A 23178-nucleotide genomic window follows, 5' to 3' on the forward strand; every position below is an offset into this window, starting at 1 on the left:
TCGATAAATATTCCGCAGAAATATTTATTGCAATGAGCTCTAAATCAGATAATTTTGGTTTAATTGGTTTGAAATAAAAATTTTCTTTGATGGTTAATTTTCTTAATTCCTTTAAAATAAAATCGTAAATTGCATCTAGGTTATTCATAACGTATTAGATTGATAGTCAATACAATATACGAAATTTTCGTATTATGAGTAACCTTTTTTATAATGCACTACGGGTTAAATTACAAAAGCAACAAGCTCCGAATATTCTCGGAGCTTGTTGCATGTAGGTGTGAACAACTTATTCTTTATTGAATTTGAATGCTTTTCCACCTTGTGAAAAATCGATGCTCTTTTTGTCCTTGCTGAAAGTGATAGACACATCGGCCTGCTCAAAAGTAAATTTGCTCTGTCCCTGGTATTCCAAAGGAAACTCCGGTTGGCCAGTTGCCTGCCCATATAACAGGCCTGCTTTATCCGTAAAAGTCAATTTCAACGGTACTTCTTTGGTGCTGAATGTTCCGGTAAATTCTTTCATATTCACTTTCTCTACCGGAACAGCCTGAGCCGAAGCCCAAACATTGTTTTTTGGATTGATGTCCGGCACACTGGAAGTTGGATCCAGCTTCACTTGCTCTACTTCTTTGGTAGAATTCACTTTGAAAGTCCATTCTGTATTGCGTTTCCAAACCTCGACAGGCACTTTCACCAATTGAGTCGTTCCGTCTTTGAATTTAACCTCCACTGTGGTTGGCATTGGCAATTGGCCAAGATTCTCGACAGTAATCTGTGCGCCGTTCTTATAATCGCCATTGAAAGGTTTTACCGCTTTCACAGCCTGATCTACTTTCCATTTATTGATAAACCAACCTCTCCAGAACCAGTTCAGCTCTTCTCCGGAAACATTCTCCATGGTATGGAAAAAATCCCAAGGTGTCGGATGTTTGAACGCCCATCTTGCCACATAAGTTCTGAACGCTTTATCAAACTTCTCAGGACCTAAGATTGTTTCTCTCAAAATCCCCAATCCCAAACCTGGTTTGAAGTAAGCCAGAACGCCGATACTTCTTTCCTTCATATTATCTGGACCTACCATGATCTGTTCGTAGTTGTCATTCAGGACAAAAGAACCCATTTTGCCAATATCTTGTTTGTGGTAATATTCCCCATTGTTAAAAGCTTCTGTAGAACCTTCATTGATAAAAGTATTGAAACCTTCGTCCATCCAAGCGAACAATCTCTCATTGGAACCCACGATCATTGGGAACCACGTATGGCCAAACTCGTGATCTGTAACGCCCCAAAGACTTTCTCCTTTGGAACTCATATGACAGAAAACGATTCCCGGATATTCCATCCCGCCTTCGTTTCCGGCAACGTTGGTCGCTGCTGGATAAGGATATTCATACCATTTCCCGGAGTAATGTTCGATGGAAGCTTTGGTATATTCTGTAGATCTTCCCCAAGCCTTTTCGCCGGCACTTTCTACAGGATAAGCAGAGATCGCCAAAGATTTTTTACCGCTTGGCAAGTTGATTCTCGCTGCATCCAAAATGAAAGCGGCAGATGAAGCCCAGGCAAAATCCCTAGCATTATCTATTTTGAATTTCCAGGTTTTTGTGCCTGACTTATTATTTTTCCCTAATTCAGATTCCGGGCGGATCGCAACCGTTTTCTCACTGCTTCTGGCTTGATTCCAACGGCTTACTTCCTCTTTGCTGTAAACTTCTTTTTCGTTCAGTAATTCTCCCGAAGCTACCACATATTGGTTGGCAGGAACCGTGATATTCGCTGAAAGTGTTCCGTACTCCAAATAAAATTCCGAAGCGCCTAAATATGGCGAAGTGTTCCACCCCAAAACGTCATCATACACGCACATTCTTGGGTACCACTGCGCCATTGTGAAGATCTTTCCGTTCTTGGTATCTTCGATTCCCATTCTGTCGGAACCATATTTTGGCGATAAAAAAGAATATTCGATCTTCAATTTCGCAATACCACCGTTCGCTTTCAAATCTTGCGGAAGGTCGATCTGCATTCTGGTATCGGTGATGGTATATTTTACATCTTTACCATCGTATTTTACAGATTTGACCTTGTAACCGCCATCAAACTCTTCGCCGTGTGCACCATTTCTACTTCCGGAAAGTGGCACCACTGCATTACCTCGCGAATCCTTTGCGAAAAGATTTTGGTCCAGTTGCAACCAAAGAAATCCTAACTGATCCGGACTGTTGTTCGTATAAGTAATTTCTGCTGAACCTGTGATTTCATTTTTAGCTTCATCCAGACTTACATTGAGTTGATAATCCGCTGAATTTTGCCAATATTTGTGACCTGGCTGTCCACTTGCAGAACGGGTTTCTGTTCCGGTCTGAGGATAGAACAAAGGCTTGAAAGCCTCGGTATAACTGTAGGCAGGCGTTTCCTGTGCGTAGCCTTTTGCTGTGAAGGCAAATATCGCAACCACAGAGAGAAGTGTTGGAAGTTTGAAGTTCATTAATAGATAGATTTATTGTTAAATAAAATTAGTCAATAAAATCCTGAACTTGTTACATCATTGGACTGAAGTCTCCTAAGGTTCATAAAAAAGCAAGCTTGCTATCGGGTGATAGCAAGCTTGCTTTTTTTATATAGAATCTAATTATTGAAAGTTTAAATCAATCATCTCTCTCAAAGATAATATCATCTCGATTATTTTTTGAAAGGACATTCTGCCAGTTATTGATGATTTGTAAATTATCGTCAAGTTTAATTTTAAATTTATAAAAACCTGATTTTTCCAAATCTATTTCAAAAGACTCATTTACTGTTTTAATCTCATAAACCATTTTAGATTCTCCAGCGACAGAATATTTTTTAGATATGACATTAATAATTTCGTCCCATCTTATAAATCTTCGGGATTCTTTTAATTTCAAGTAGAAACCTTCATCTCTATATTCAAAATCACCATCAAATTCTGCAAGTTTTTCAACATCTTCATACGTTCTAATGTCATTAATATTTCTGTAATTTTTATCCCAATAATATGCGAGAACAAAAATTAAAATTGCTAAAACAACAAGCAGAATAATCGTATTCATTCTTATCAGTTAGATTTTTTCGCCTTAATCATGGTCTCCAGCATATCCCACATTTCCTGAGGCACCTCCTCCAGCATATTGAATTCACCGGCACCTTGAAGCCACTCGCCACCATCGATGGTCACGACTTCGCCATTCACGAAGGATGAAAAATCAGAAACCAGATAAGCCGCAAGATTGGCCAACTCCTGATGTTCTCCTACTCTTTTGAGCGGATTTTTTTTAGCCAAATCAAATTTATCTTTCATATCGCCAGGTAGCAACCTGTCCCAAGCGCCTTTCGTAGGAAATGGTCCCGGAGCAATCGCGTTGAAACGGATGTTATATTTCCCCCACTCCACAGCTAAACTTCTTGTCATTGCCAAAACGCCCGCTTTTGCACAAGCCGATGGAACGACATACGCTGAACCCGTCCAGGCATAAGTGGTTACAATATTCAGAACGGTTCCAGGCACTTTGTTGTCAATCCAATGTTTCCCGATGGAAAGTGTGCAGTTCTTGGTTCCTTTCAAAACAATATCAAGGATCGAATCAAAGGCGGAATGCGTGAGTCTTTCGGTTGGTGAGATGAAGTTTCCGGCGGCGTTGTTTAACAGAATATCAATTCTGCCAAATTCTTTCAGCGCGGCTTCTTTCATAGCCTCCACTTCGTCCCAGTTTCGCACATCGCAAGCTACACAAAGGACTTTTCCGCCTGTTTCTTCTTCCAGTTCTTTGGCTGTTCCCTGCAGTTTCTCCAGGTTTCTGGAAGTGATGACGACCTTTGCTCCAAGCTGAAGAAAATATTTGGTCATCGCTTTTCCCAGTCCGCTTCCGCCACCGGTTACGATAGCTACTTTATCTTTAAGTGCGTCTTCGCGCAACATTGGCTGTGTATATAAATTCATTGATTAAGTGATTTTTAGATTACAATTTAAGGTTTTTGAGTCTTTGGTAAATTTAGATTTTTATTTTGTATTGAAATTTAATAAAAGTTATGCGCCAAATATGAACGCTCATTCAATCCATATTAATGAATCCTTCTCGCAACAAAAAAGTAAGGCAGATTCTCTGTTTATTCTTGAACTTCAAAAAGCAAACGCTCTCCGAATTTTTTTTCATTCAAATTTCCGTTATCATAAACTAGATTTCCGTTGACGAAAGTGTGGGTTACTTTAGAATGAAATACGGTTCCTTCTAGTGGACTCCATCCACATTTATACAATATATTTTCTTTTGCAACCGTCCATTTTTCATTTAAATCTACCAAAACCAAATCGGCTTTGTATCCTTCTCTCACAAAACCTCTTTTTTCTACTCTGAAAAGAACAGCAGGATTGTGGCACATTTTTTCCACGATTTTTTCTAAGCTAATTTTTCCTTTTCTAAAATTCTCCAGCATCACCACCAAAGAATGTTGTACCAAAGGCGCACCAGAAGGGCATTTTGTGTAAACATTTTGTTTTTCTTCCCAAGTGTGAGGCGCGTGGTCTGTGGCAATCACATCAATTCTGTCATCCAGCAAAGCTTCCCAAAGTCCGTCTTTATCTTTTTGCGTCTTTACCGCAGGATTCCACTTGATTAATCCTCCTTTTGTATCGTAATCTTCATTGGTGAAAGTTAAATGATGAACACAAACTTCTGCCGTTATTTTTTTATCTTTTAAAGGAATATCATTTCGGAAGAGTTCCATCTCCTTCGCTGTAGAAAGATGGAAAACGTGTAGTCTGGCTCCTGTTTTTTTTGCTAACTCAACTGCTTTTGAAGAAGATGTAAAACAAGCTTCCTCACTTCTTATTAAATGATGAAATTTCACCGGAATATCTTCACCATATTCATCCAGATATTTTTGCGTATTTTCTCTAATTGTAGCTTCATCTTCGCAGTGTACAGCAATGAGCATTTTTGTATTACTGAAAATATTTTCCAGCGTTTCAGGATTATCAACCAACATATTTCCTGTAGATGAGCCTAAAAACAACTTGATTCCGGGAACATTTCTAGGGTTTGTTTTTAAAATCTCTTCTAAATTATCATTGGTTCCGCCCATCATAAATCCGTAATTGGCGTATGCTTTCTGAGAACCAATTTCATATTTTTGAGCCAATAATTCCTGAGTTACAGCATTAGGAACGGTGTTGGGTTGGTCTATAAAACTTGTAATTCCTCCCGCAATAGCAGCTTTTGATTCGGATTCAATATTGCCTTTATGAGTTAATCCCGGTTCGCGGAAATGGACTTGATCATCAATCACTCCAGGCAAAAGATACTTTCCGGCGGCATCGATGATTTGGTCAACATTCTCTTCAGAAATATTTTTTGAAATGATTGAAATCAAATCATTTTCAATCAGAATATCACTTTGGAAAACCAAATTTTCATTAACTATTTGGGCGTTTTTTATTAGAATTTTCATTTTTAATTAGATATTAGAAGTTGGATATCAGAGGTAAGACTTAGATCTAAAAGTTTCATTTCAAGCAAAATTAAGTTTTTGAAAATTATTACCCGAATTTGTACTTTAAAATTAATGCAAAAGCGCCATTGTATTGATTTTAAATCTCGTCGATCAATCCATCTGTTTTTATATAACCTAGGAAATCCGGGTATCATCCATTGCAACACTCAACTTGGAGAAAGGAAAAACGTGTGCGACCAAACCCAAAAACCAATCAGCACAGCATGTTTACATCGAAAAAATCGAGCTGAGTAAAAAACCCTTTGAAGGCTAAAAATCGCAGCACGACAGTATTATGATTGGCGGAAAATTTGTTTTTTTTGTGAATTCCAAGCTGAAAAAATAAATCGGTTTCTTGTCAGAATAGCGTATTTTTGCAAAAATTTTTGAATTGAAATCGCAGATTCTATCTGGCCGATGCAAACCATAAACTATTAGATGAAAAAACTTCTCGGACAAACTGCTCTTTATGGATTAACAACTGTGATTATCAGACTGTTTCCTTTTGTAATCAATCCAATTATTACGAGAACTTTTGGTCCGACAGCCTATTCTCCTTTTGCAGATTTTTATTCCGTAGCAGGCGTTATCGCGGTGCTATTGACCCATGGTATGGAAACTACTTTTTTCCGTTTTGCTTTGGACGAGAAAGATGACAGAAAATTGATTTCAACTGCTTTTTTCAGTGTGTTGGCCGTGACTTTGGTTTATTTATTTTTCACTTTACTTTACCGGCAACCATTAGCTGTTGCTTTCAAAACGCCAGATCAAGTTGACCTTTTGGCCATTCTTACCGTCACTTTGGCTTTGGACGCATTTTGCGCTATGCCTTTCGTGATGCTTCGGAAAAACGAGAGGCCTTTGAAATATGCCGGAATCAGAATCACAAACGGAATCATCAATTTTCTGTTGGTTGTCTTTTTCATCATCATACTGCCTAGATATCCAGAAGGAATCTTTGGGTTGAAATACAGTCCGGAGTTCGGGATTGGATATGTCTTCATCGCCAATCTGGCAGCCAGTTCTGTCACATTTCTGATGCTATCACAAGAATTATTAATCGCAAGAATAAAACATTTCTCTTGGGAACTTTGGAAAAGAATGATCAAGTATTCCTGGCCGATCACGATTGCTGGATTAGCTGGGATCATCAATGAAACCTTTGACAGACAGTTCCTTAAATTCCTTTTACCGGAAGCTATTGGAAGGCATGAATTAGGCATTTATGGCGGTGTTGCAAAAGTGGTGACGTTCGTCATTCTTTTCCGCCAAGCGTACTCTTTGGGAATAGAGCCATTCTTTTTCAGCAATTCAAAAAACAAGAATGCAAAAGAGATGTATGTGAAGCTGATGGATATTTTCATCGCCATCAACTGCCTGATTGTCTTATTCTTATCTGTAAATCTCAATTGGATCGCAAAAGCTTACATCAACAATCCGGAATATTATGAAGGCATCTCTATTCTTCCCATTTTGTTCTTTGCCAGTTTATTTTTAGGAATCTACCTCAATCTTTCGATTTGGTATAAATTGACAGATCAAACCATCATCGGCGCATATATCTCTGCTATTGGGGTTTTTATAACCATCATTATTAATTTTTATTTTATTCCTAAATACGGCTATTGGGCTTCCACTTGGGCTACCATTGCCAGTTATTTTGCAATGATGGTTGTATCATACGTTTGGGGACAGTCCAAATACCCAGTTCCATACCACATTTACAAGAACGCCATGGTCATTCTTGTAACAATGGTAGTATCTTTGGCATATTACCAATATTTAAAAGAAAACATTTGGTTGGGAAATCTTATATTTCTAATTTTGGCAACCATTTTGATGAAGTCAGAGAACTTGATCCCTCAGAAGATGCTCCATAAAATCGGAATGAAATAAACCTATTACCCGCCTAATAGTCAACAACTTAACAATAGAAACTTATGAAAATAATAGTCCCAATGGCTGGACGTGGTTCCAGACTTAGGCCGCATACATTAACCGTTCCAAAACCGTTGATTCCAATCGGTGGAAAACCAATTGTACAGAGATTGGTAGAAGACATTGCAAAAGTTGCGAACCAACCAATTGAAGAGATTGCTTTCATCATTGGTGACTTCGGTTCAGATGTTGAAGAATCTCTTATCAAAGTAGCCGAGAATCTGGGAGCAAAAGGAAGTATCTATGCTCAAACAGAACCACTAGGAACAGCACATGCGATCAATTGTGCGAGGGCAAGTATGAGTGGGCCAGTAATTATTGCATTTGCCGACACACTCTTCCGTGCAGATTTCCACCTTGACACCAATGCTGACGGTGTGATTTGGGTAAAAAAAGTGGAAGATCCTTCTGCCTTCGGTGTTGTAAAACTGGATGACTATGGCTTCATCACAGATTTTGTGGAAAAACCTAAGGAATTTGTCTCAGATCTTGCCATTATTGGCATTTATTATTTCAATTCTGCAGAGAAACTGATGACAGAGATTGACCATATTATGGAAAATCACATTACAGAAGGTGGAGAATATCAACTCACAACCGCCTTGGAAAATCTAAGAGCGAAAGGTGCAAAATTCTCCCTGGGAAAAGTAGATGACTGGATGGATTGTGGTAACAAAAACGCAACTGTAGAAACCAACAGCAAGATATTGCAGTACGAACGAGCTAATATGGCGAATTTTCCGGAATCTGCAGAAATCGAAAACTGTATGATCATCCCACCTTGTTTCATCGGGGAAAATGTGAAAATCCTGAACTCTAAAATTGGACCTAACGTGTCTCTAGGTAACAACACTATTGTTATCAATTCTAATATCGACAACTCACTGATCCAGGAAAATACAATCATCGATCACGGGAATCTAAGTAACTCAATGATTGGAAACTCTGCCAAATACTTCGGCGTTGCGAGAGAAATATCTTTGGGAGATTATTCCGTTTTGGATTTCGTTTCGAAAGATTAATTTCATTTTAATCATACATCAACTTTGTCAAGGTCCAGAACTTTGACAAAGTTTTTTTTAGATACTTATGCGAAAATATAAGTTTATTTTTGGCGTTAATATTGTAAGTTTTTATCCAAAAAAATTATGCAAAAATATATTTTAATCCTACTTTCTGCTCTAGCTGTAACTTCCTGTAAAGTCCAAAAAACACAGAATACAGCGCCCGTAAGCACCACCAAACCACTTTCCGATAATGCCAATTTCTTTTCTGCAATTGAGAAAAAATCGACTTTCGATGCGGTCAAAATCAGCAGTAAGATCGATGCAAAAACAGGCTCATTCATCCCAACTCTGGATGCTGTCATTTACATAGAAAATGGCCAAAAAGTATGGATGAATCTCGTAGCTGTCATTCTGCAAGCCGCAAGAGGTGTTGCAACGCCTGAAGGAATCAAAGGCTATTATAAACTGGACAAAACCTATATTGATTCGGATTTTGGCTACCTCAATAAGCTTCTCAATGTCAACTTTATTGATTACAACGCACTGCAGAATCTGTTGCTGGGTAAAACCTTTATTCCTGTGTCTGAAAAGGATTATAATGTCACACAAAATGCTGGCGGTTTCAGCTTGAATTCAAAACAGACTCAGAAAATTACAGAGAATGGAAAAACGAGCGAATTTAAAATCGCATTAGATTATGATCGGGATTTCAACCTGAATCACGTCCTGTTAACCAACATCTCTAATAACAATGAGTTGGAAATCACTTACTCCAACAGAGAAATACTCAACAATGAGAGCTTTCCAAAAAGTGTTAAAATAATTATAAAAGCCAATAAAACAGACGAAATATTATTAGAAAATACGAAATTTGACTTTTCCCGGATGGAAACTACTTATTCCGTTCCTGCCAATTACAAAAAGACAGAGATTAAATGATCAAGAAATTAAGTTTTTTAATAAGTATCATCCTTTTCGGAAGCGCATTTGGACAAAAAGATAAAGAGGTTTTGCAAAAGCAAAATGCTGATCTGAAGAAACAGATATCTACCATCAATGCCTCATTAAATCAAACCAAACAGGAATCCAAACTTTCTATCGCTTACCTGAATGCCGTGAATCAAAAACTGACTTTACGCGAAAAAGTGTACAACAATACGCAGAAAGAAAAAAGATTCATTGAAGATGACATCTACACAAGACAGCTGGAAATCAATAAAAACAATAGAGAATTAGAGGTTCTCCGGAAAAACTATGCTGAGATATTGGTCAAAGCGTATAAGACGAAAGGTGTTCAAAACAAAGTGACTTTTATCCTCTCCTCGAAAAATGTAGGTGAGGCACTCAGTAGGATAGAATATCTCAAAAGATACTCAGAATATCAGGACAAAAAAGCCGCAGAGATCTCCAACAAGGCAAATGAGATAAAGAAGAACATCAGCCTGAAGAAAAAATCGGTTTCGGAAAAAGACAATCTGCTTCTCAATCAGAAGAAAGATCTGGCAACCATAGAGCTGGAAAGGATCCAGAAACAAAAGCTTTTGGACGAGTTCAAAAAGAATGAGGTCAAACTGACAGCAGAGCTGAGACAGAAACAGACCCAATCCAAAGAATTAGAACGTCAGATCAGGAATATCATTGCTGAAGAAATAAGAACAGCCAAGGCAAAAGAAGAAGCAGAAAGAAAAGCCGAAGCCGAGAGAAAAAGACTGGCTGAAATAGCTGCTAAAAAAGAAAAAGACAGAATAGAAGCCGAAAACAGAGCAAAAATAGCAGCTGCAGAAGCGGAAAGAAAAAAAGCTGAATTAGAAGCTAAACGTGCAACAGAACTTGCCGCAAAACGTGCGGAAGAACAAAGAAGACTAGCCGAAACCAATAAGGCCATCGAGAAAAAAGAAGCCGCAGAAAAAGCCACAAGAGATGCAGCCGAAAGATCCAAGGCTGCCAATGACAAGCTAGCTGCAGCCAAGGCCAATGAAGCTGCCGCTAACAAGAAGAAAGAGGATGCCCAAGACGAAGTTGAGAAAAAAGTAATGAAAAGCTACGGTGTAGGGTCTACTGTAGGTAATAATTTTGCTGATAACAAAGGAAGAATAGGTTTTCCTGTAGAAAAAGGCACCGTTACCCACCGATTTGGAAGACAGCCACATCCAATTTTCAAAAACATAGTGGAAGAAAATACAGGTATTAAAATTGCTGTTTCCGCAGGATCAAAGGCCAGATGCGTTTTCCCTGGTGTTGTTTCTACCATCCAGGTCATCAACGGTAGCCGTACCGTCTTTGTCAAACATGGTGCATATTTCACCATATACTCGAACTTGTCCAATACATTGGTCAAAGCCAATCAACAAGTCTCTGCTGGCACATTGATTGGAGAAGTTGGCAGTGATTTTGATGGGTCATATACATTAGATTTCCAAATCTGGAATGGTCAAAATCCGGTTGATCCATTAGGTTGGGTTTCGTATTAAAAAATAATTTAACTTTGTAAAAAAATCAAGATGACACTATCAACTGTTATACTAAGTATTTCTTGGCAGCATATCCTAATTGTAGCCTTGATATTGCTTTTGTTGTTTGGCGGAAAAAAAATCCCCGAATTAATGAAAGGTTTGGGCTCTGGTATCAAAGAGTTTAAAGATGCTGTAAAAGAAGAAGACAAAAAGAAAGACTCTTCCTCTACAACGAATGATCCTTCTCAAAATTTATAACCTGATTAATGAGTTTAACAGAAAAATCATGGGAAATCTTTAACCAGTCGGTCAAAGATTATCACATCACAGACGACGTTAACACTGAAGAAAACAATCCATTCCAAACCAACAGCTTGGAATGGATTTTGTATTCAAAGAACTGGATAGATACGGTTCAGTGGCATTTGGAAGATATTATCCGTGAGGAAGATATCGACCCAACGGATGCATTAAAAATAAAAAGAAGAATTGATAAACTCAATCAAAAAAGAACAGATCTGGTAGAACAGATCGATTTTTGGTTCTATAAAAATTTCGAAAATATAGTACCAAATTCCGATGCCAGAATAAACAGCGAAACGCCGGCGTGGTGTATAGATCGTTTTTCGATTCTTTCTTTGAAAATATACCATATGTCTATTGAAGCGTCTCGCGCAGATGCTTCCGAAGAACATCAATTACAGTGCTCTCAAAAGTTAAATGTACTTTTGGAACAGAAAAAAGACCTTTCTACAGCCATAGATCAGTTGCTTTCTGATATCGAGAAAGGTGCAGTTAAGATGAAACTTTACAAGCAAATGAAGATGTATAATGACGAAAGTCTTAATCCAGTCCTGTATCAAAAAATGCAGAAAAAATGAAAAGTTTTCATAAACTTTTAACGATAACAATTATTACAGCCTTTTTAGGATCTTGCTCCGCAAACTCTGCAGCATCGGAGCAGGTGCATTCTGATTTGCTTTCAGACACCTATTCCTATCTTTCTCCAGAAGCCATAGTTTACGCTTCGTCCATTTCTAATCTTATCGCAACTTTTCCAAAATTCAGAAATGATGCGGTCAACAAGGAAGTTTCTTCCCTAAAAGTTTCACTTTCAGACTACCTCGTTGCTGTCAGAGATTTCAATCAATCGTCTAAGCATAAATCTTTAGAAGATTTCGAAAAATATTATAAAAAGATTCAGAAACTTAGAAAATTCATGGTAAAAGATGATGAGGAAGTCCTGAACAGATATATGGTCAAAATCAAAACCAATATCAATCTTTTGGAAGCTGCTCAGTCAAAGACAGAAGAAATATCTATGTCTTCTAACTAATTTTACAACACGCTAATTAATGTTAAAATTACAAGCAGAATCGAATGTTCCCACAGATTTCGGGGAGTTCAGAATGATGGCCTTTTCTGAAAATGAAAAAGATTGGATGCCTCATATGGCTCTGATTGCTAAAAACACAGATCTCAGCAAGCCTGTCAATGTAAGAATCCATTCGGAATGTATTACGGGTGAAGTGTTTCATTCACAAAAATGCGAATGCGGACAGCAGCTGGATTCTGCGATGCAATATATGCAGGAAAACGGCGGAATGATCATCTATCTAAGACAGGAAGGAAGAAACATCGGTATCATCAACAAACTTAAGGCTTATGCTTTACAGGAAAAAGGTCTGGATACGGTTCAGGCCAATTTGGAATTGGGATTACCAGCTGATGACCGTGATTTCGGGATCGCTATAGACATACTAACAACCCTAAACGTAACATCTCTCAATCTGATGACCAACAATCCCGATAAAATAAAAATCATCCAAGATAGTGCTATCGGTTTTAACGCCAGAATACCTTTGCAGATCAAATCAAACGACGCCAGCGCTTCGTATCTTAAAACCAAGAAAGAATTCTTCGGACATCTTCTGGATGATGAGAATACGGACTCCTAAAAACATAAAAAAACCGTCTTACGACGGTTTTTTTATTTGAAAATTCAAATAACATTATTTTTTCTTTCCTGTAGCAGGACCAGCAACCGCAGTAGCCAAATCAGCTCCAGCTTTGAATTTAGCAACAGTTTTTGCTTCAATTTGGATTGGCTTTTTAGTAGCCGGGTTGATTCCTTGTCTAGCAGCTCTTTCAGATACTGAGAAAGTACCAAATCCTACTAAAGATACTTTACCGTCTTTTTTCTTAAGTGTTTCCGTTACGTTAGCAACAAATGATTCCAAAGCTTTTTTAGCAGCAGCTTTTGTGATTTCTGCATCTTTCGCGATAGCGTCGATTAATTCAGACTTGTTCATAATATTTATTAATTAAAGTTATGTTGTTATAGCAAATATAAGACAATTTTGATATCGTGCAAATATTTTTACAAAATTTAGTGAACTACGTACTTTTTTATAAAATCTGATGAATTTTCAACAAATGACATTTTAACGAAAACACGCATTTATAGACCGTACATTTTTAATAATTTACCTTTATTCATCAACAAATATAATACTTCGTAACAAAATTGTGCCAAATTCATAAATTCACAAAAAGCAATCTACATTTTATGACTATTTACAATCGGTACAACTTGGACAAAACGCGCCACAACTGCAGGAAAAACAAAATGTTCTTTTCCACTTTTATTATTTAACGTAAATTTGCAACTATGTTAATCGAAGTTTTTAAATCGAAAATCCACAGGGTACGCGTTACGGCCTCAGACCTTGATTATATTGGAAGCATTACCATTGACGAAGATCTTATAGAATCTGCCGGCTTGATCGTGGGCGAAAGGGTCTACATCGTCAATGTGAACAACGGCGAACGTTTTGACACTTATGTGATCAAAGGGAAAAGAAAATCCGGAGAAATCTGTCTTAATGGTCCTGCAGCCAGAAAAGTACAAAAGGGTGACATCATCATCATTATTGCTTATGCACAAATGACACCTGAGGAAGCCCAGAATTTCCAGCCCAAAATTGTTTTCCCAGACGAAGCGACCAATCTCCTTACATAATTCCCTGCTACATTGGAAGAAAAAAAATCCTCAGCATTCAAAAATGCAGTCACCGTGCTGGTTTCTATCGCTATTGCGGGACTATTTCTTTGGGTTGCACTGAAAGGATTGCACCTGGATAAGATCAAAGTTTCTCTCAAAAAGGCTAATTATTTCTGGGTGGCATTCGCTTCGGTTTTTGGAGTTTCCGCTTATTGGTTCAGAGCCATCAGATGGAATCTTCTTCTGGAACCTATGGGTCACAAAATATCGAACACCAATGCGCTCTGGTCTATTTCCTTTGGATATCTGATGAACCTTACAATTCCAAGAAGTGGCGAGGTTGCAAGATCTACAGCGCTTTACGGTGTAGAAAAAGTACCTGTAGACAAGTCTTTCGGGACCATTATCTTGGAACGTGTCATTGATCTGGTTTGTATGATGTTATTTCTTGGACTCACTTTGATTTTCAAATTTGAGGCGATCAGAAGTTTCTACGACAATTCTGGCTTCCAACCAAACCCTGCGATATTCATTTTAATTTTGGCTGCGGGAATCATTGGATTGATTTTATTTTTCAAATTCAAAGAAAAATTTCGACGCTTTGCTGTGATTTCAAAAATCATTGATTTCATTGACGGAATTTTTGAAGGTTTAAAATCAATTTTCAATTTAAAACAAAAAGGAAAATTCATCTTTTACACAGCAGGGATCTGGATCTGCTATTTCTTCGCTTCTTATCTCGTTTGTTTTGCACTTCCTGAAACATCAGATTTTACATTAGCAGATGGTTGTTTCATCCTCGTTATTGGAACTTTGGGAATGATCATTCCTGCAAGTGGCGGCATTGGGGCATTTAATCTAGCGATGAAATTCGGTTTTATGGCCTTATTCATTTCGATGGGAAAGGACGCCACAGCAGGCGGAGAATTGGGCCTCACCTACTCTTTCATCACATTGCCTTTACAGATCGTCATTATGCTTGTCATGGGCTTGATTTCCATCCCAATGTTGGCAAAGAACAGGAAAATATAACATCTTTCTTATTCTAACTCATCAAATTTCGCCTTCATTGTAGGATTTCCGTAAGTCAGTTTTTTTATGGTCAAATCTTCTGCTTTATTATTGGCAAGCCGCAGATTGTTAACAGAGGATAGTAAAGCGTCTTTTGTCTTTTGAAGATGAGTGATTGTTTTATCAATTTCATCAACTGCGGTCTTAAATTGCCTGCTCGCCAACTCATAATTCTTCGCAAATCCTTGTTTGAATATATCTATTTTCTCTTCGAAATTGGTAATATCAATATTCTGGCTCTTTACCAAAGCGAGTTCTTTTTTGTACTGTAAAGAGCTCATGGCAGCATTCCTCAGAAGTGTAATGATTGGTATAAAAAACTGTGGCCTAACTATATACATCTTTGGGAAACGATGCGAAACATCTACAATCCCTGTATTGTAAAACTCGTTTTCGGCTTCTAACAATGAAACCATCACGGCATATTCGCATTTTTTTTCAGTCCTGTCTTTATCCAGTTCTCGGAAAAAATCTTCATTCCGCTTTTTGGTTGCCGTTTGATCAGCTTCATTTTTCATCTCAAACATGATTGAAATAATTTCATTCCCAGAATCATCAAATTCCCGGTAAATAAAATCACCTTTACTTCCAGACCTGGAATCATTATCCTTTTCAAAATACACATTTTGAAAGGCGGTTGCACGCAGTTTATTAAACTCGATTTCACAATGCTGCTCCAGAGTTTCACCAAGCATTTTTGTAGAAAGCCTGGCTTTCATTTCTTTTACACGGTCGATTTCTTCGTCCTTATATCTAATGATAACATCTTTTGATTTGAGCTTTTCATCATACTGTTCTTTTAAAGATTTCTCAGAAAGTTCTTTTTCCAAATCTTTATTTTTCAGCTTATTACTCAGTTCATTTTTTTCATTTTCGATACTGTTTTTTTCATTTTCGATTTTTTGAACTGCTTCTGAAATCGCCAATCTTTTTTCTGTTTCAGCTTTTTCAATTGTCGCTTTGAGTTCCAGAATTTCCATTTCTTTTTCAGAAATTTTGCCCGTCATCTTCAGTTCGCTAACCGATTTTATCTGCGAAATTTCAGCATCTTTTTTGGAGAGTTGCTCTTGCAGATAACTTTTGAATTTTTCTTTAGTAAGTTCAATCTCACTGTTTTTTTCTCTCTCAGCAATTCTTACACGCTCTTGTAGTTCTTCTTCAAATTGATGATTGCGAACTTGTTTCAGAATCTCTGCAAATCCCGCTTCGTCCACTTTAAATGCTTTTTGACAATTCGGACAAATGATTTCGTTCATAATATTTCGGTTTCGTAGAGGCAAGGTACAAATTTATCAATAATTTAGAAATTAAAAATGATAGTGATAAAACCCAATAGCTGCTTGGGAATAGTCATCCCTGTGCACGCACTAAGTCGTCTCTGCGAAGCCGCGAAGTCTTCTCTGCGCACATTTCTAAAAGATGCTACACTAAATGGAAATTTAATTTGTATTTTTAGCTTCTAGGCCATAAATCTAATGCAGGAACACAAAGAAAATATCGAAACGAAAACCAATCCACACGAGGGTACAGAATCAATTCCAGCCATCAGATTATTCACTAAAGAAGACGGTTCCAGTAGTTTTGAAAGAGGAACTATTCCCACGCTCAAACCAATGAACACCACTACTTTCTGGATCAGCAACAAGACCGAAGAATGGGAAAAAAGCAAACATCCTGCACCAAGAAAGCAGCATGTAATCACAACCAAAGGGAAAATTAAATTCAAAGTGAGCGATGGTTCTACTTTTATTATTGAGCCTGGAATTATTCTGCTGGCGGAAGATACGATTGGCGAAGGACACAGTTGGGAAATGATGGATCCCAATGGCTGGGAAAGAATTTATCTGCCAATTCCCGAAGGCGCAGAAGATTATTTCACCAAAGAAATATAGCACCAACCTTTCTCAAGAATCAATATCATTGCGTAAATTTGCACTGTGAATCCCGACCTAGAACTTCAGCTCAAAACACTCCCTTCGGAACCCGGCGTTTATCGTTATTATGATAAGAACGACCATCTATTGTATGTAGGAAAAGCAAAACATCTTAACAAAAGAGTCCTTTCGTACTTCAACAAAAACCAAAATGGTTACCGCACCCGGATGATGGTTTCGAAGATTCACAGATTGGAGACTACAGTTGTGAATAGTGAATATGACGCACTTCTGTTGGAAAATAATCTGATAAAAGCCCACCAGCCATTCTACAATGTGATGCTGAAGGATGATAAAACGTATCCGTGGATTTGCATCAAAAATGAAGATTTTCCGCGAATATTTTTGACGCGAACCAAAATAAAAGACGGATCAGAATATTTCGGGCCTTATGCCAAAGTAAAACCCGCGAGGGTTCTTCTCGACACCATCAAGAATCTTTATAAAATCCGTACTTGTAATCTGAATTTGGCGCCTTCAAAAATAGATGAAGGAAAATATAGAGTTTGTCTCGAATACCACATCAAAAACTGCAATGGCCCTTGTGAAGACTTGGAATCCAAGGAAGATTATGACGAAAAGGTGGAAGCAATAAGAGGCATTATCAAAGGGGATTTCCGCTTCGCCAGAAAATATCTGGAAGAAAGAATGTTCCGTTTTGCTTCGAATCTTGAGTTTGAAAAGGCTCAGATGATTAAGAATAATATAGAATCTCTGGAAAATTACCAGGAAAAACATACCGTCGTGAATCCAAGTATTGATGATGTGGATGTTTTCGGGATGACGAGCGATGAGACGGCCGCTTACATCAATTATTTCAAAATCAGGAATGGCTCTATCGTACAGAGTTTTACGACTGAGATCAAAAAAGTCCTGGAAGAAACCGATGAAGATATGCTGGAGGAAGCTTTGGTGGAAATTAGACAGAAATTTGATTCGACTTCGAAAGAAATTCTGATTCCTTTTCATCTTGGTTTGGAAATCCCAAATGTCAAGTTGATCGTTCCAAAAGTGGGCGACAAGAAAAGAATCGTAGAACTTTCCGAGAAAAACGCCAAAGAATACCGACTGGAAAAACTGAAGCAAGTCCAGATCATCGATCCGGAAAGACACACCAACCGAATTATGGCGGAAATGCAAAAACTCCTGCATATGCCTGTAGAACCACGACATATTGAAGGTTTTGACAACTCGAATATCCAGGGAACCAATCCCGTTTCTGCCTGTGTGGTTTTCAAAGATGGGAAACCGAGCAAAGCGGATTACAGAATTTTCCATCCAAAAACGGTGGTTGGCCCGGATGATTTCAAAACGATGGAAGAAGTGATCTACCGCCGCTACAGAAGATTGCTGGACGAAGGCGATGACCTGCCTCAGTTGATCTTGATTGATGGTGGAAAAGGACAATTGTCCTCCGCCGTCAAAAGCCTGAAACTGCTAGGACTGTACGGAAAGATAACCATCGTTGGGATTGCAAAACGTCTTGAGGAGATCTATTTCCCAGAGGATTCTATCCCTTTATACATTGATAAAAAAGCGGAAACCCTGAAAATCCTTCAACGGGTAAGAGACGAGGCGCACCGTTTTGGTGTGAAACACCACAGAACCCGACGGACAAACTCGACCATCAAATCTGAACTGGAGCAAATCCCCGGAGTGGGCCCAAAATCCATAGAAATGCTTCTGACAAAACTGAAATCTGTCAAAAGAATCAAAGAAGCGGATCTTGTAACACTAGAAGAAATTCTCGGGAAAGTAAAAGCAAAAGTAGTTTGGGCGTTTTTCAACAGTTAATCAAACTCAAACATGACAAAAACCTTTGTCGGATAAGTGATGATTGATTCGGAATTTCGACTGTTAATTATTATCTTTGCAACCTAAATTTTAAACATGAACAAATACATAAAATTTGTAATTGCGGCAATCATTATCGCTTTGGGTGTCTATCTGATGTTCAACCGGAATATTGGCTGGGGCGTAGTTGTGGTTATTCTTTCCGCTATTCCAATTGCACTTTTCTTCAAAAATGAAAATATCCTTTTGGCTTTCTGGCAATTGCGAAAACAAAATATGGAAAAAGCATCCAAGTTTTTATCCAACATTACAGATTATAAATCTCAGCTTCACAAAAGCCAATACGGTTATTTTCATTACCTGCAAGCGTTGACAACGGCTCAGGATAATCCTCAAAAAACAGAAGGATTGATGAGAAAAGCATTGGATTACGGATTGAATATGAAGCACGACAGAGCAATGGCAAAACTGAATCTTGCTGCGTCCGCACTTGCAAAGGGAAGAAAATCTGAAGCTCAGAAATTACTTGAAGAAGCAAAACAGCTGGACTCTGCGGGAATGATGACAGATCAGATCAAGATGATCAAAGATCAGATGAAAATGCCGACAATGCAAAAACATATGCACAACCCTAATATGAGAATAAGAGGGAAATTCTAAAATTAATAAAGTTTATAGGTCAGATTTTGATCAATGACTTAACAATAAAAAGGATCGGAATAATTTTTCGATCCTTTTTTAATGTCTTACATTTCCTGATTGCTTTCGTAACCGTAGAATTTTGGGATTCTCCAGTGGTATTTTACGGCCAGGGTTCTGATCGTAACGATAAGAACAATGGTAAAAACCTGAACAAAAGTATAAGAAAGTGTAGAAAACCTTGTCAATAAGAGGAATGCACCACCACCCAATATACAGGCCGTTGCATAGATTTCTTTTCTGAAAATCAATGGAATCCGGTTCAGCAAAATATCACGGATGATCCCACCAAAACAGCCGGTGATAGTCCCCAAAGTCAAACAGATCAAGGGATGAAAACCTTCATTAAGCCCTTTTTGTATGCCGATAATCGTAAACAGTCCCAATCCAAAACTATCAAAGATAAACAGCGTCACCCGGAAGTTTTTCTCAATCGATTTGAAAATCATAGAAAATACACACGTGGCAAGAATCAGAACAAATGTTAGCAGATCTGTCATCCAAAACACCGGAACATCCAGCAAAAGATCTCTCACCGTTCCGCCACCAACCGATGTAACAAAGGCAATAATCAAAACACCGAAAGGATCCAGACGTTTTTGCATCGCTGCAAAACTGCCCGACATCGAGAAGGAAATGGTTCCAAGGATTTCTATAATAAGATTAAATTGTTCGTGCACGGTTTTTATAAATGATGATTGATTAATGATAAATGATGACGTTAGATAAAAAAATAATCGCTAATGAAAATCAATTATCGATTATCATTTATCATCTATAAACTCAGTTCCACCATCACCGGACAATGGTCAGAATGTTTGACCTCGGGCAGAATGAGGGCTCTGGTCATTTTGTCTTTCAACGGTTCTGAGACGAAGTTGTAATCCAAACGCCAGCCTTTGTTTCTTGCCCTGGAACCAGCCCTGTAACTCCACCAGGAATATTGGTCCGGCTGGTCATTGAAATGTCTGAAACTGTCTGTGAGACTATTTTCTTTCATAAAATTGGTCAGCCATTCCCGCTCCATTGGGAGAAATCCTGATGTGTTGGCCAAACCCACCGGATTGTGAATGTCAATCGATTCGTGGCAGATATTGAAATCGCCGCTGATGATGAGATTTGGGATGGTTTTTCTGAGTTCCTTAATGTATTCTAAAAAGTCAAAACAGAACTGCATTTTAAATTCCAGTCTTTCGATATTGGAAGCAGATGGCACGTAAACAGAAATCACGGAAAAGCCGTCGAAATCGGCACGGATAATTCTGCCCTCGTTGTCATAACTTTCAATGCCACAACCAGATTCTACGTGGTTTGGTTTTACTTTGGAAGCGATTCCCACACCGCTGTAACCTTTCTTCACTGCAGAATGCCAATAACTGTAATAACCGGCTTTTTCCAGACTTTCTATATCGATTTGGTCATTTCCTGCCTTGCTTTCCTGAATGCATATGACATCCGGACTTGCAACATTGAGCCAGCCGAGGAAGTCTTTTGTAAATGCCGCGCGGATGCCGTTGACGTTGTAGGAAATGATTTTCATAGTTTTTATAATTGATAAATGATGGTGGACGAATGATTTTTCAAAGTTCGGGAATTTGGATTGAATGGTCAAAAGAAATATTGGATTCGACTTTTTGAAAGGTGAAAAGAGATACCAAACCTCAGCATAGCCCCGATAGGAACGGCATCCTTTTTTGCTTTTTGAGGACATTTTATTTGGATCACAAAACGTTCTGAAAGCAAAAAAGATAGAGTGGATAGCGGGTTGGACTGGTGAAAAGAAGTACCAAACGTCTTGCTCCGAAACATAAAAAGGCGGAAAAAGCATGCGCTTCTTCCGCCCTGATAAACCCAAATCTAATAAACTATGAAAAAACTATTTGGGTTCCAATATGCTGATCGGGATGATGACCTCCTCGAGGGAAATCCCACCATGCTGATAAGTTTCTTTGTAATAATTCACAAAGTGATTATAGTTTTTTGGGTATGCTAAGAAAATATTGTTCTTCGCAAATATATATTTTGAACTTAGATTTCCCTTTGGTAGAAAGAGTTTGCCGGGATCATTTACCGCCCAAACGTCTTTGTCTTCGTAGGTTAAGCTTCGTCCGGTTTTGTATCGAATGTTGGTAGACGTTTCTCTGTCGCCCACGACCTTACTAGGTTTTTTAACATAAATTGTGCCGTGATCTGTGGTGATGACCAATTTGAATCCACTTTCTGCGGCGGCCTTGATGATTTTCAGCAAAGATGAGTTTTCGAACCAATTGTATGTCAGAGATCTAAAGGTTTTATCATCTCTAATTAATTGATTGACGATACTATTGTCTGTTTTTGCGTGAGACAGGATGTCTATAAAGTTGTAAACAATGACTAGCAAATCATTGTTTTTATGTTGATTAAAATCTTCTAAAACTTTGCGTTCAAAATCCGAATTCAGGATTTTCAGGTATTTCATAGATTTGCCGGACAATCCCAGACGTTTCATCTGATCTTCCAGGAAGTCTCTTTCGAATTCGTTTTTGTTGCCTTCTTCGTTGTCATTGAACCAATTGTTCGGGAATCTTTTTTCGATTTCTGATGGCATCAAACCTGCAAAAAATGAGTTTCTTGCATACTGAGTCGCCGTTGGCAAAATACTGAAATAATAATCCTCGGACGTTTTGTTGTAGAACTTGGTGAACAGAGGTTCTATCACTTTCCACTGGTCGTATCTCAGATTATCGATCATCAAAAGAAGCACTTTTTCTTCCTCCAGTTCCGGTTTCACTTTGTCTTTGAAGAGCGTGTGGCTCATCATTGGTTTGTTACTACCAGTAAGCCATTCTTCGTAATTATTTTCTATGAATTTCGAAAACTGAATATTGGCTTCTTCTTTTTGATTCTGAAGCAGATCTGCAAACTCGTTATCAGAAACTTTATCAAATTTGACTTCCCAGTTCAGGATTTTCTTGTAATATTCTGCCCAATCCTGATAAGTTCTGAGGTAGGACAGCTCCATACTCAGGTTTCTGAACTCCTGCTGATAATCTACAATTGTTTTCTGCTCTACAAGCGATTCACTTTGCAAAATCTTTTTGAGTGACAAAAGGACTTGGTTTGGATTCACTGGTTTCAGGATATAATCTTCGATCTGCGAGCCGATGGCCTGCTCCATAATGTGCTCTTCTTCACTTTTGGTCACCATCACGATTTTGATCGCATTATCTTTTTCTTTGATCATTGGAATAGCTTCCAGACCAGAAATCCCAGGCATATTTTCGTCAAGAAGTGTCAGCACGAATCTTTCTTTTTCTATCAATTCCAAAGCCTCATTTACATTGTTTACTGGTGTTACACTGTAGCCTTTATTTTCCAAAAAGACAATATGAGGTTTGAGCAGATCTACTTCATCATCGATCCATAAAATTTTTCCTGACATATATTTTTATTTAAGTTTAAAGTATCAAAAGTATGACCAAAATATCACAATAATATGTAAATAACCGAAGATGGGCGTTAAATATTAGTTAAAGGAAAATTTAATTTTACAATCAATTATCAGGCTCAGTATATCAATATATTTTTAAATCTTTTAGAAATTTATTATTTTAGAAGATAAAAACACAAATATTTTATGTTAACTCAATCTTCAATTATCAATTTTTTCTGAAAGTAAAACGAGTTCATGCTTGCTATTGATAAAATCCACCAACATAGGGCGGAATAATTCTGGCAGTCTTTCTGGATTTTTTCCCAACATATTTGCAAGGTTTTAAAGTTCTAAG

General features: G+C 38.0%; 22 protein-coding genes and 1 pseudogene. 13 read left to right on the forward strand and 10 right to left on the reverse strand.

Features of this window, described 5'->3' with window-relative positions:
- The 5 genes and pseudogenes from F564_RS21270 to F564_RS0101850 all read right to left on the reverse strand — a co-directional run.
- Nucleotides 1–148: pseudogene (locus F564_RS21270) on the reverse strand (IS982 family transposase); the annotation flags it as partial.
- Nucleotides 149–289: 141 nt separating this feature from the next.
- Nucleotides 290–2488, reverse strand: coding sequence for a M1 family metallopeptidase (locus F564_RS0101835; RefSeq protein ID WP_028121098.1), 2199 nt, complete (start codon nucleotides 2486–2488; stop codon nucleotides 290–292).
- Between the two features lie 160 nt (nucleotides 2489–2648).
- A complete protein-coding gene (locus tag F564_RS0101840) occupies nucleotides 2649–3074 on the reverse strand; it encodes a hypothetical protein (RefSeq protein WP_028121099.1) in 426 nt (141 codons plus the stop codon).
- Nucleotides 3075–3079: 5 nt separating this feature from the next.
- Nucleotides 3080–3961 (reverse strand): SDR family oxidoreductase, encoded by an 882-nt coding sequence (locus tag F564_RS0101845; RefSeq protein ID WP_028121100.1) that lies wholly within the window; start codon nucleotides 3959–3961, stop codon nucleotides 3080–3082.
- Between the two features lie 167 nt (nucleotides 3962–4128).
- Nucleotides 4129–5469, reverse strand: coding sequence for a dihydroorotase (locus F564_RS0101850; RefSeq protein ID WP_028121101.1), 1341 nt, complete (start codon nucleotides 5467–5469; stop codon nucleotides 4129–4131).
- A gap of 480 nt (nucleotides 5470–5949) precedes the next feature.
- Between F564_RS0101850 and F564_RS0101860 the strand changes: the two genes are divergently transcribed.
- The 8 genes from F564_RS0101860 to ribA all read left to right on the forward strand — a co-directional run bounded on the left by F564_RS0101860 (nucleotide 5950) and on the right by ribA (nucleotide 12867).
- A complete protein-coding gene (locus F564_RS0101860; protein WP_028121102.1) occupies nucleotides 5950–7407 on the forward strand; it encodes a lipopolysaccharide biosynthesis protein in 1458 nt (485 codons plus the stop codon).
- Nucleotides 7408–7451: 44 nt separating this feature from the next.
- Nucleotides 7452–8471 (forward strand): sugar phosphate nucleotidyltransferase, encoded by a 1020-nt coding sequence (locus F564_RS0101865; protein WP_028121103.1) that lies wholly within the window; start codon nucleotides 7452–7454, stop codon nucleotides 8469–8471.
- A 126-nt stretch (nucleotides 8472–8597) separates the two neighbouring features.
- The gene (locus F564_RS0101870) at nucleotides 8598–9395 is read left to right on the forward strand and encodes a DUF4292 domain-containing protein (protein WP_028121104.1); all 798 of its coding nucleotides are present in this window, start codon (nucleotides 8598–8600) and stop codon (nucleotides 9393–9395) included.
- Nucleotides 9392–10927 (forward strand): murein hydrolase activator EnvC family protein, encoded by a 1536-nt coding sequence (locus tag F564_RS0101875; RefSeq protein WP_028121105.1) that lies wholly within the window; start codon nucleotides 9392–9394, stop codon nucleotides 10925–10927. Before F564_RS0101870 ends, F564_RS0101875 begins: the two co-directional genes overlap by 4 nt.
- A gap of 30 nt (nucleotides 10928–10957) precedes the next feature.
- Nucleotides 10958–11167 (forward strand): twin-arginine translocase TatA/TatE family subunit, encoded by a 210-nt coding sequence (locus tag F564_RS0101880; protein WP_028121106.1) that lies wholly within the window; start codon nucleotides 10958–10960, stop codon nucleotides 11165–11167.
- Nucleotides 11168–11175: 8 nt separating this feature from the next.
- Complete coding sequence (locus F564_RS0101885; protein WP_028121107.1) at nucleotides 11176–11790, forward strand: DUF4254 domain-containing protein; 615 nt, start codon at nucleotides 11176–11178, stop codon at nucleotides 11788–11790.
- Complete coding sequence (locus tag F564_RS18545; RefSeq protein ID WP_051259528.1) at nucleotides 11787–12245, forward strand: hypothetical protein; 459 nt, start codon at nucleotides 11787–11789, stop codon at nucleotides 12243–12245. The genes F564_RS0101885 and F564_RS18545 overlap by 4 nt, the downstream gene beginning before the upstream one ends.
- 19 nt (nucleotides 12246–12264) lie before the next feature.
- Entirely contained in the window at nucleotides 12265–12867 is a 603-nt protein-coding gene (gene ribA, locus F564_RS0101895) for a GTP cyclohydrolase II (protein ID WP_028121108.1), read from the forward strand.
- Nucleotides 12868–12921: 54 nt separating this feature from the next.
- On the opposite strand, the gene F564_RS0101900 is transcribed toward ribA, so the two are convergent.
- Nucleotides 12922–13221, reverse strand: a complete 300-nt coding sequence (locus F564_RS0101900) for an HU family DNA-binding protein (protein ID WP_028121109.1) — start codon at nucleotides 13219–13221, stop codon at nucleotides 12922–12924.
- 359 nt (nucleotides 13222–13580) lie between these two features.
- Here F564_RS0101900 and panD point away from each other — a divergent pair, with 359 nt between their 5' ends.
- Nucleotides 13581–13931: an aspartate 1-decarboxylase gene (gene panD / locus F564_RS0101905; protein ID WP_028121110.1), complete on the forward strand. Its 351-nt coding sequence runs from the start codon at nucleotides 13581–13583 to the stop codon at nucleotides 13929–13931.
- A 12-nt stretch (nucleotides 13932–13943) separates the two neighbouring features.
- Complete coding sequence (locus F564_RS0101910; protein ID WP_028121111.1) at nucleotides 13944–14945, forward strand: lysylphosphatidylglycerol synthase transmembrane domain-containing protein; 1002 nt, start codon at nucleotides 13944–13946, stop codon at nucleotides 14943–14945.
- An 8-nt stretch (nucleotides 14946–14953) separates the two neighbouring features.
- Here the strand turns inward: F564_RS0101910 and F564_RS0101915 are convergent, their stop codons facing one another.
- Nucleotides 14954–16240, reverse strand: a complete 1287-nt coding sequence (locus F564_RS0101915; RefSeq protein WP_028121112.1) for a DUF2130 domain-containing protein — start codon at nucleotides 16238–16240, stop codon at nucleotides 14954–14956.
- Nucleotides 16241–16459: 219 nt separating this feature from the next.
- On the opposite strand from F564_RS0101915, the gene F564_RS0101920 reads away from it, so the two are divergent.
- The 3 genes from F564_RS0101920 (at nucleotide 16460) to F564_RS0101930 (ending at nucleotide 19372) form a co-directional block, all read left to right on the forward strand.
- A complete protein-coding gene (locus F564_RS0101920) occupies nucleotides 16460–16876 on the forward strand; it encodes a cupin domain-containing protein (protein WP_028121113.1) in 417 nt (138 codons plus the stop codon).
- A gap of 45 nt (nucleotides 16877–16921) precedes the next feature.
- Nucleotides 16922–18712, forward strand: coding sequence for an excinuclease ABC subunit UvrC (uvrC, locus tag F564_RS0101925; protein WP_028121114.1), 1791 nt, complete (start codon nucleotides 16922–16924; stop codon nucleotides 18710–18712).
- A 96-nt stretch (nucleotides 18713–18808) separates the two neighbouring features.
- The gene (locus tag F564_RS0101930) at nucleotides 18809–19372 is read left to right on the forward strand and encodes a membrane protein (RefSeq protein ID WP_028121115.1); all 564 of its coding nucleotides are present in this window, start codon (nucleotides 18809–18811) and stop codon (nucleotides 19370–19372) included.
- An 86-nt stretch (nucleotides 19373–19458) separates the two neighbouring features.
- Here F564_RS0101930 and F564_RS0101935 read toward each other — a convergent pair whose 3' ends face one another.
- From F564_RS0101935 to porX, 3 genes are all read right to left on the reverse strand, one after another.
- Entirely contained in the window at nucleotides 19459–20091 is a 633-nt protein-coding gene (locus tag F564_RS0101935) for a trimeric intracellular cation channel family protein (RefSeq protein ID WP_028121116.1), read from the reverse strand.
- Nucleotides 20092–20186: 95 nt separating this feature from the next.
- Entirely contained in the window at nucleotides 20187–20951 is a 765-nt protein-coding gene (locus tag F564_RS0101940) for an exodeoxyribonuclease III (RefSeq protein WP_028121117.1), read from the reverse strand.
- 336 nt (nucleotides 20952–21287) lie between these two features.
- Nucleotides 21288–22832, reverse strand: coding sequence for a T9SS response regulator signal transducer PorX (gene porX / locus F564_RS0101945; RefSeq protein WP_028121118.1), 1545 nt, complete (start codon nucleotides 22830–22832; stop codon nucleotides 21288–21290).
- Nucleotides 22833–23178 lie beyond the last annotated feature (346 nt).

Source organism: Epilithonimonas tenax DSM 16811 (genome assembly GCF_000428485.1).
Taxonomy (GTDB): Bacteria; Bacteroidota; Bacteroidia; order Flavobacteriales; family Weeksellaceae; genus Epilithonimonas; species Epilithonimonas tenax.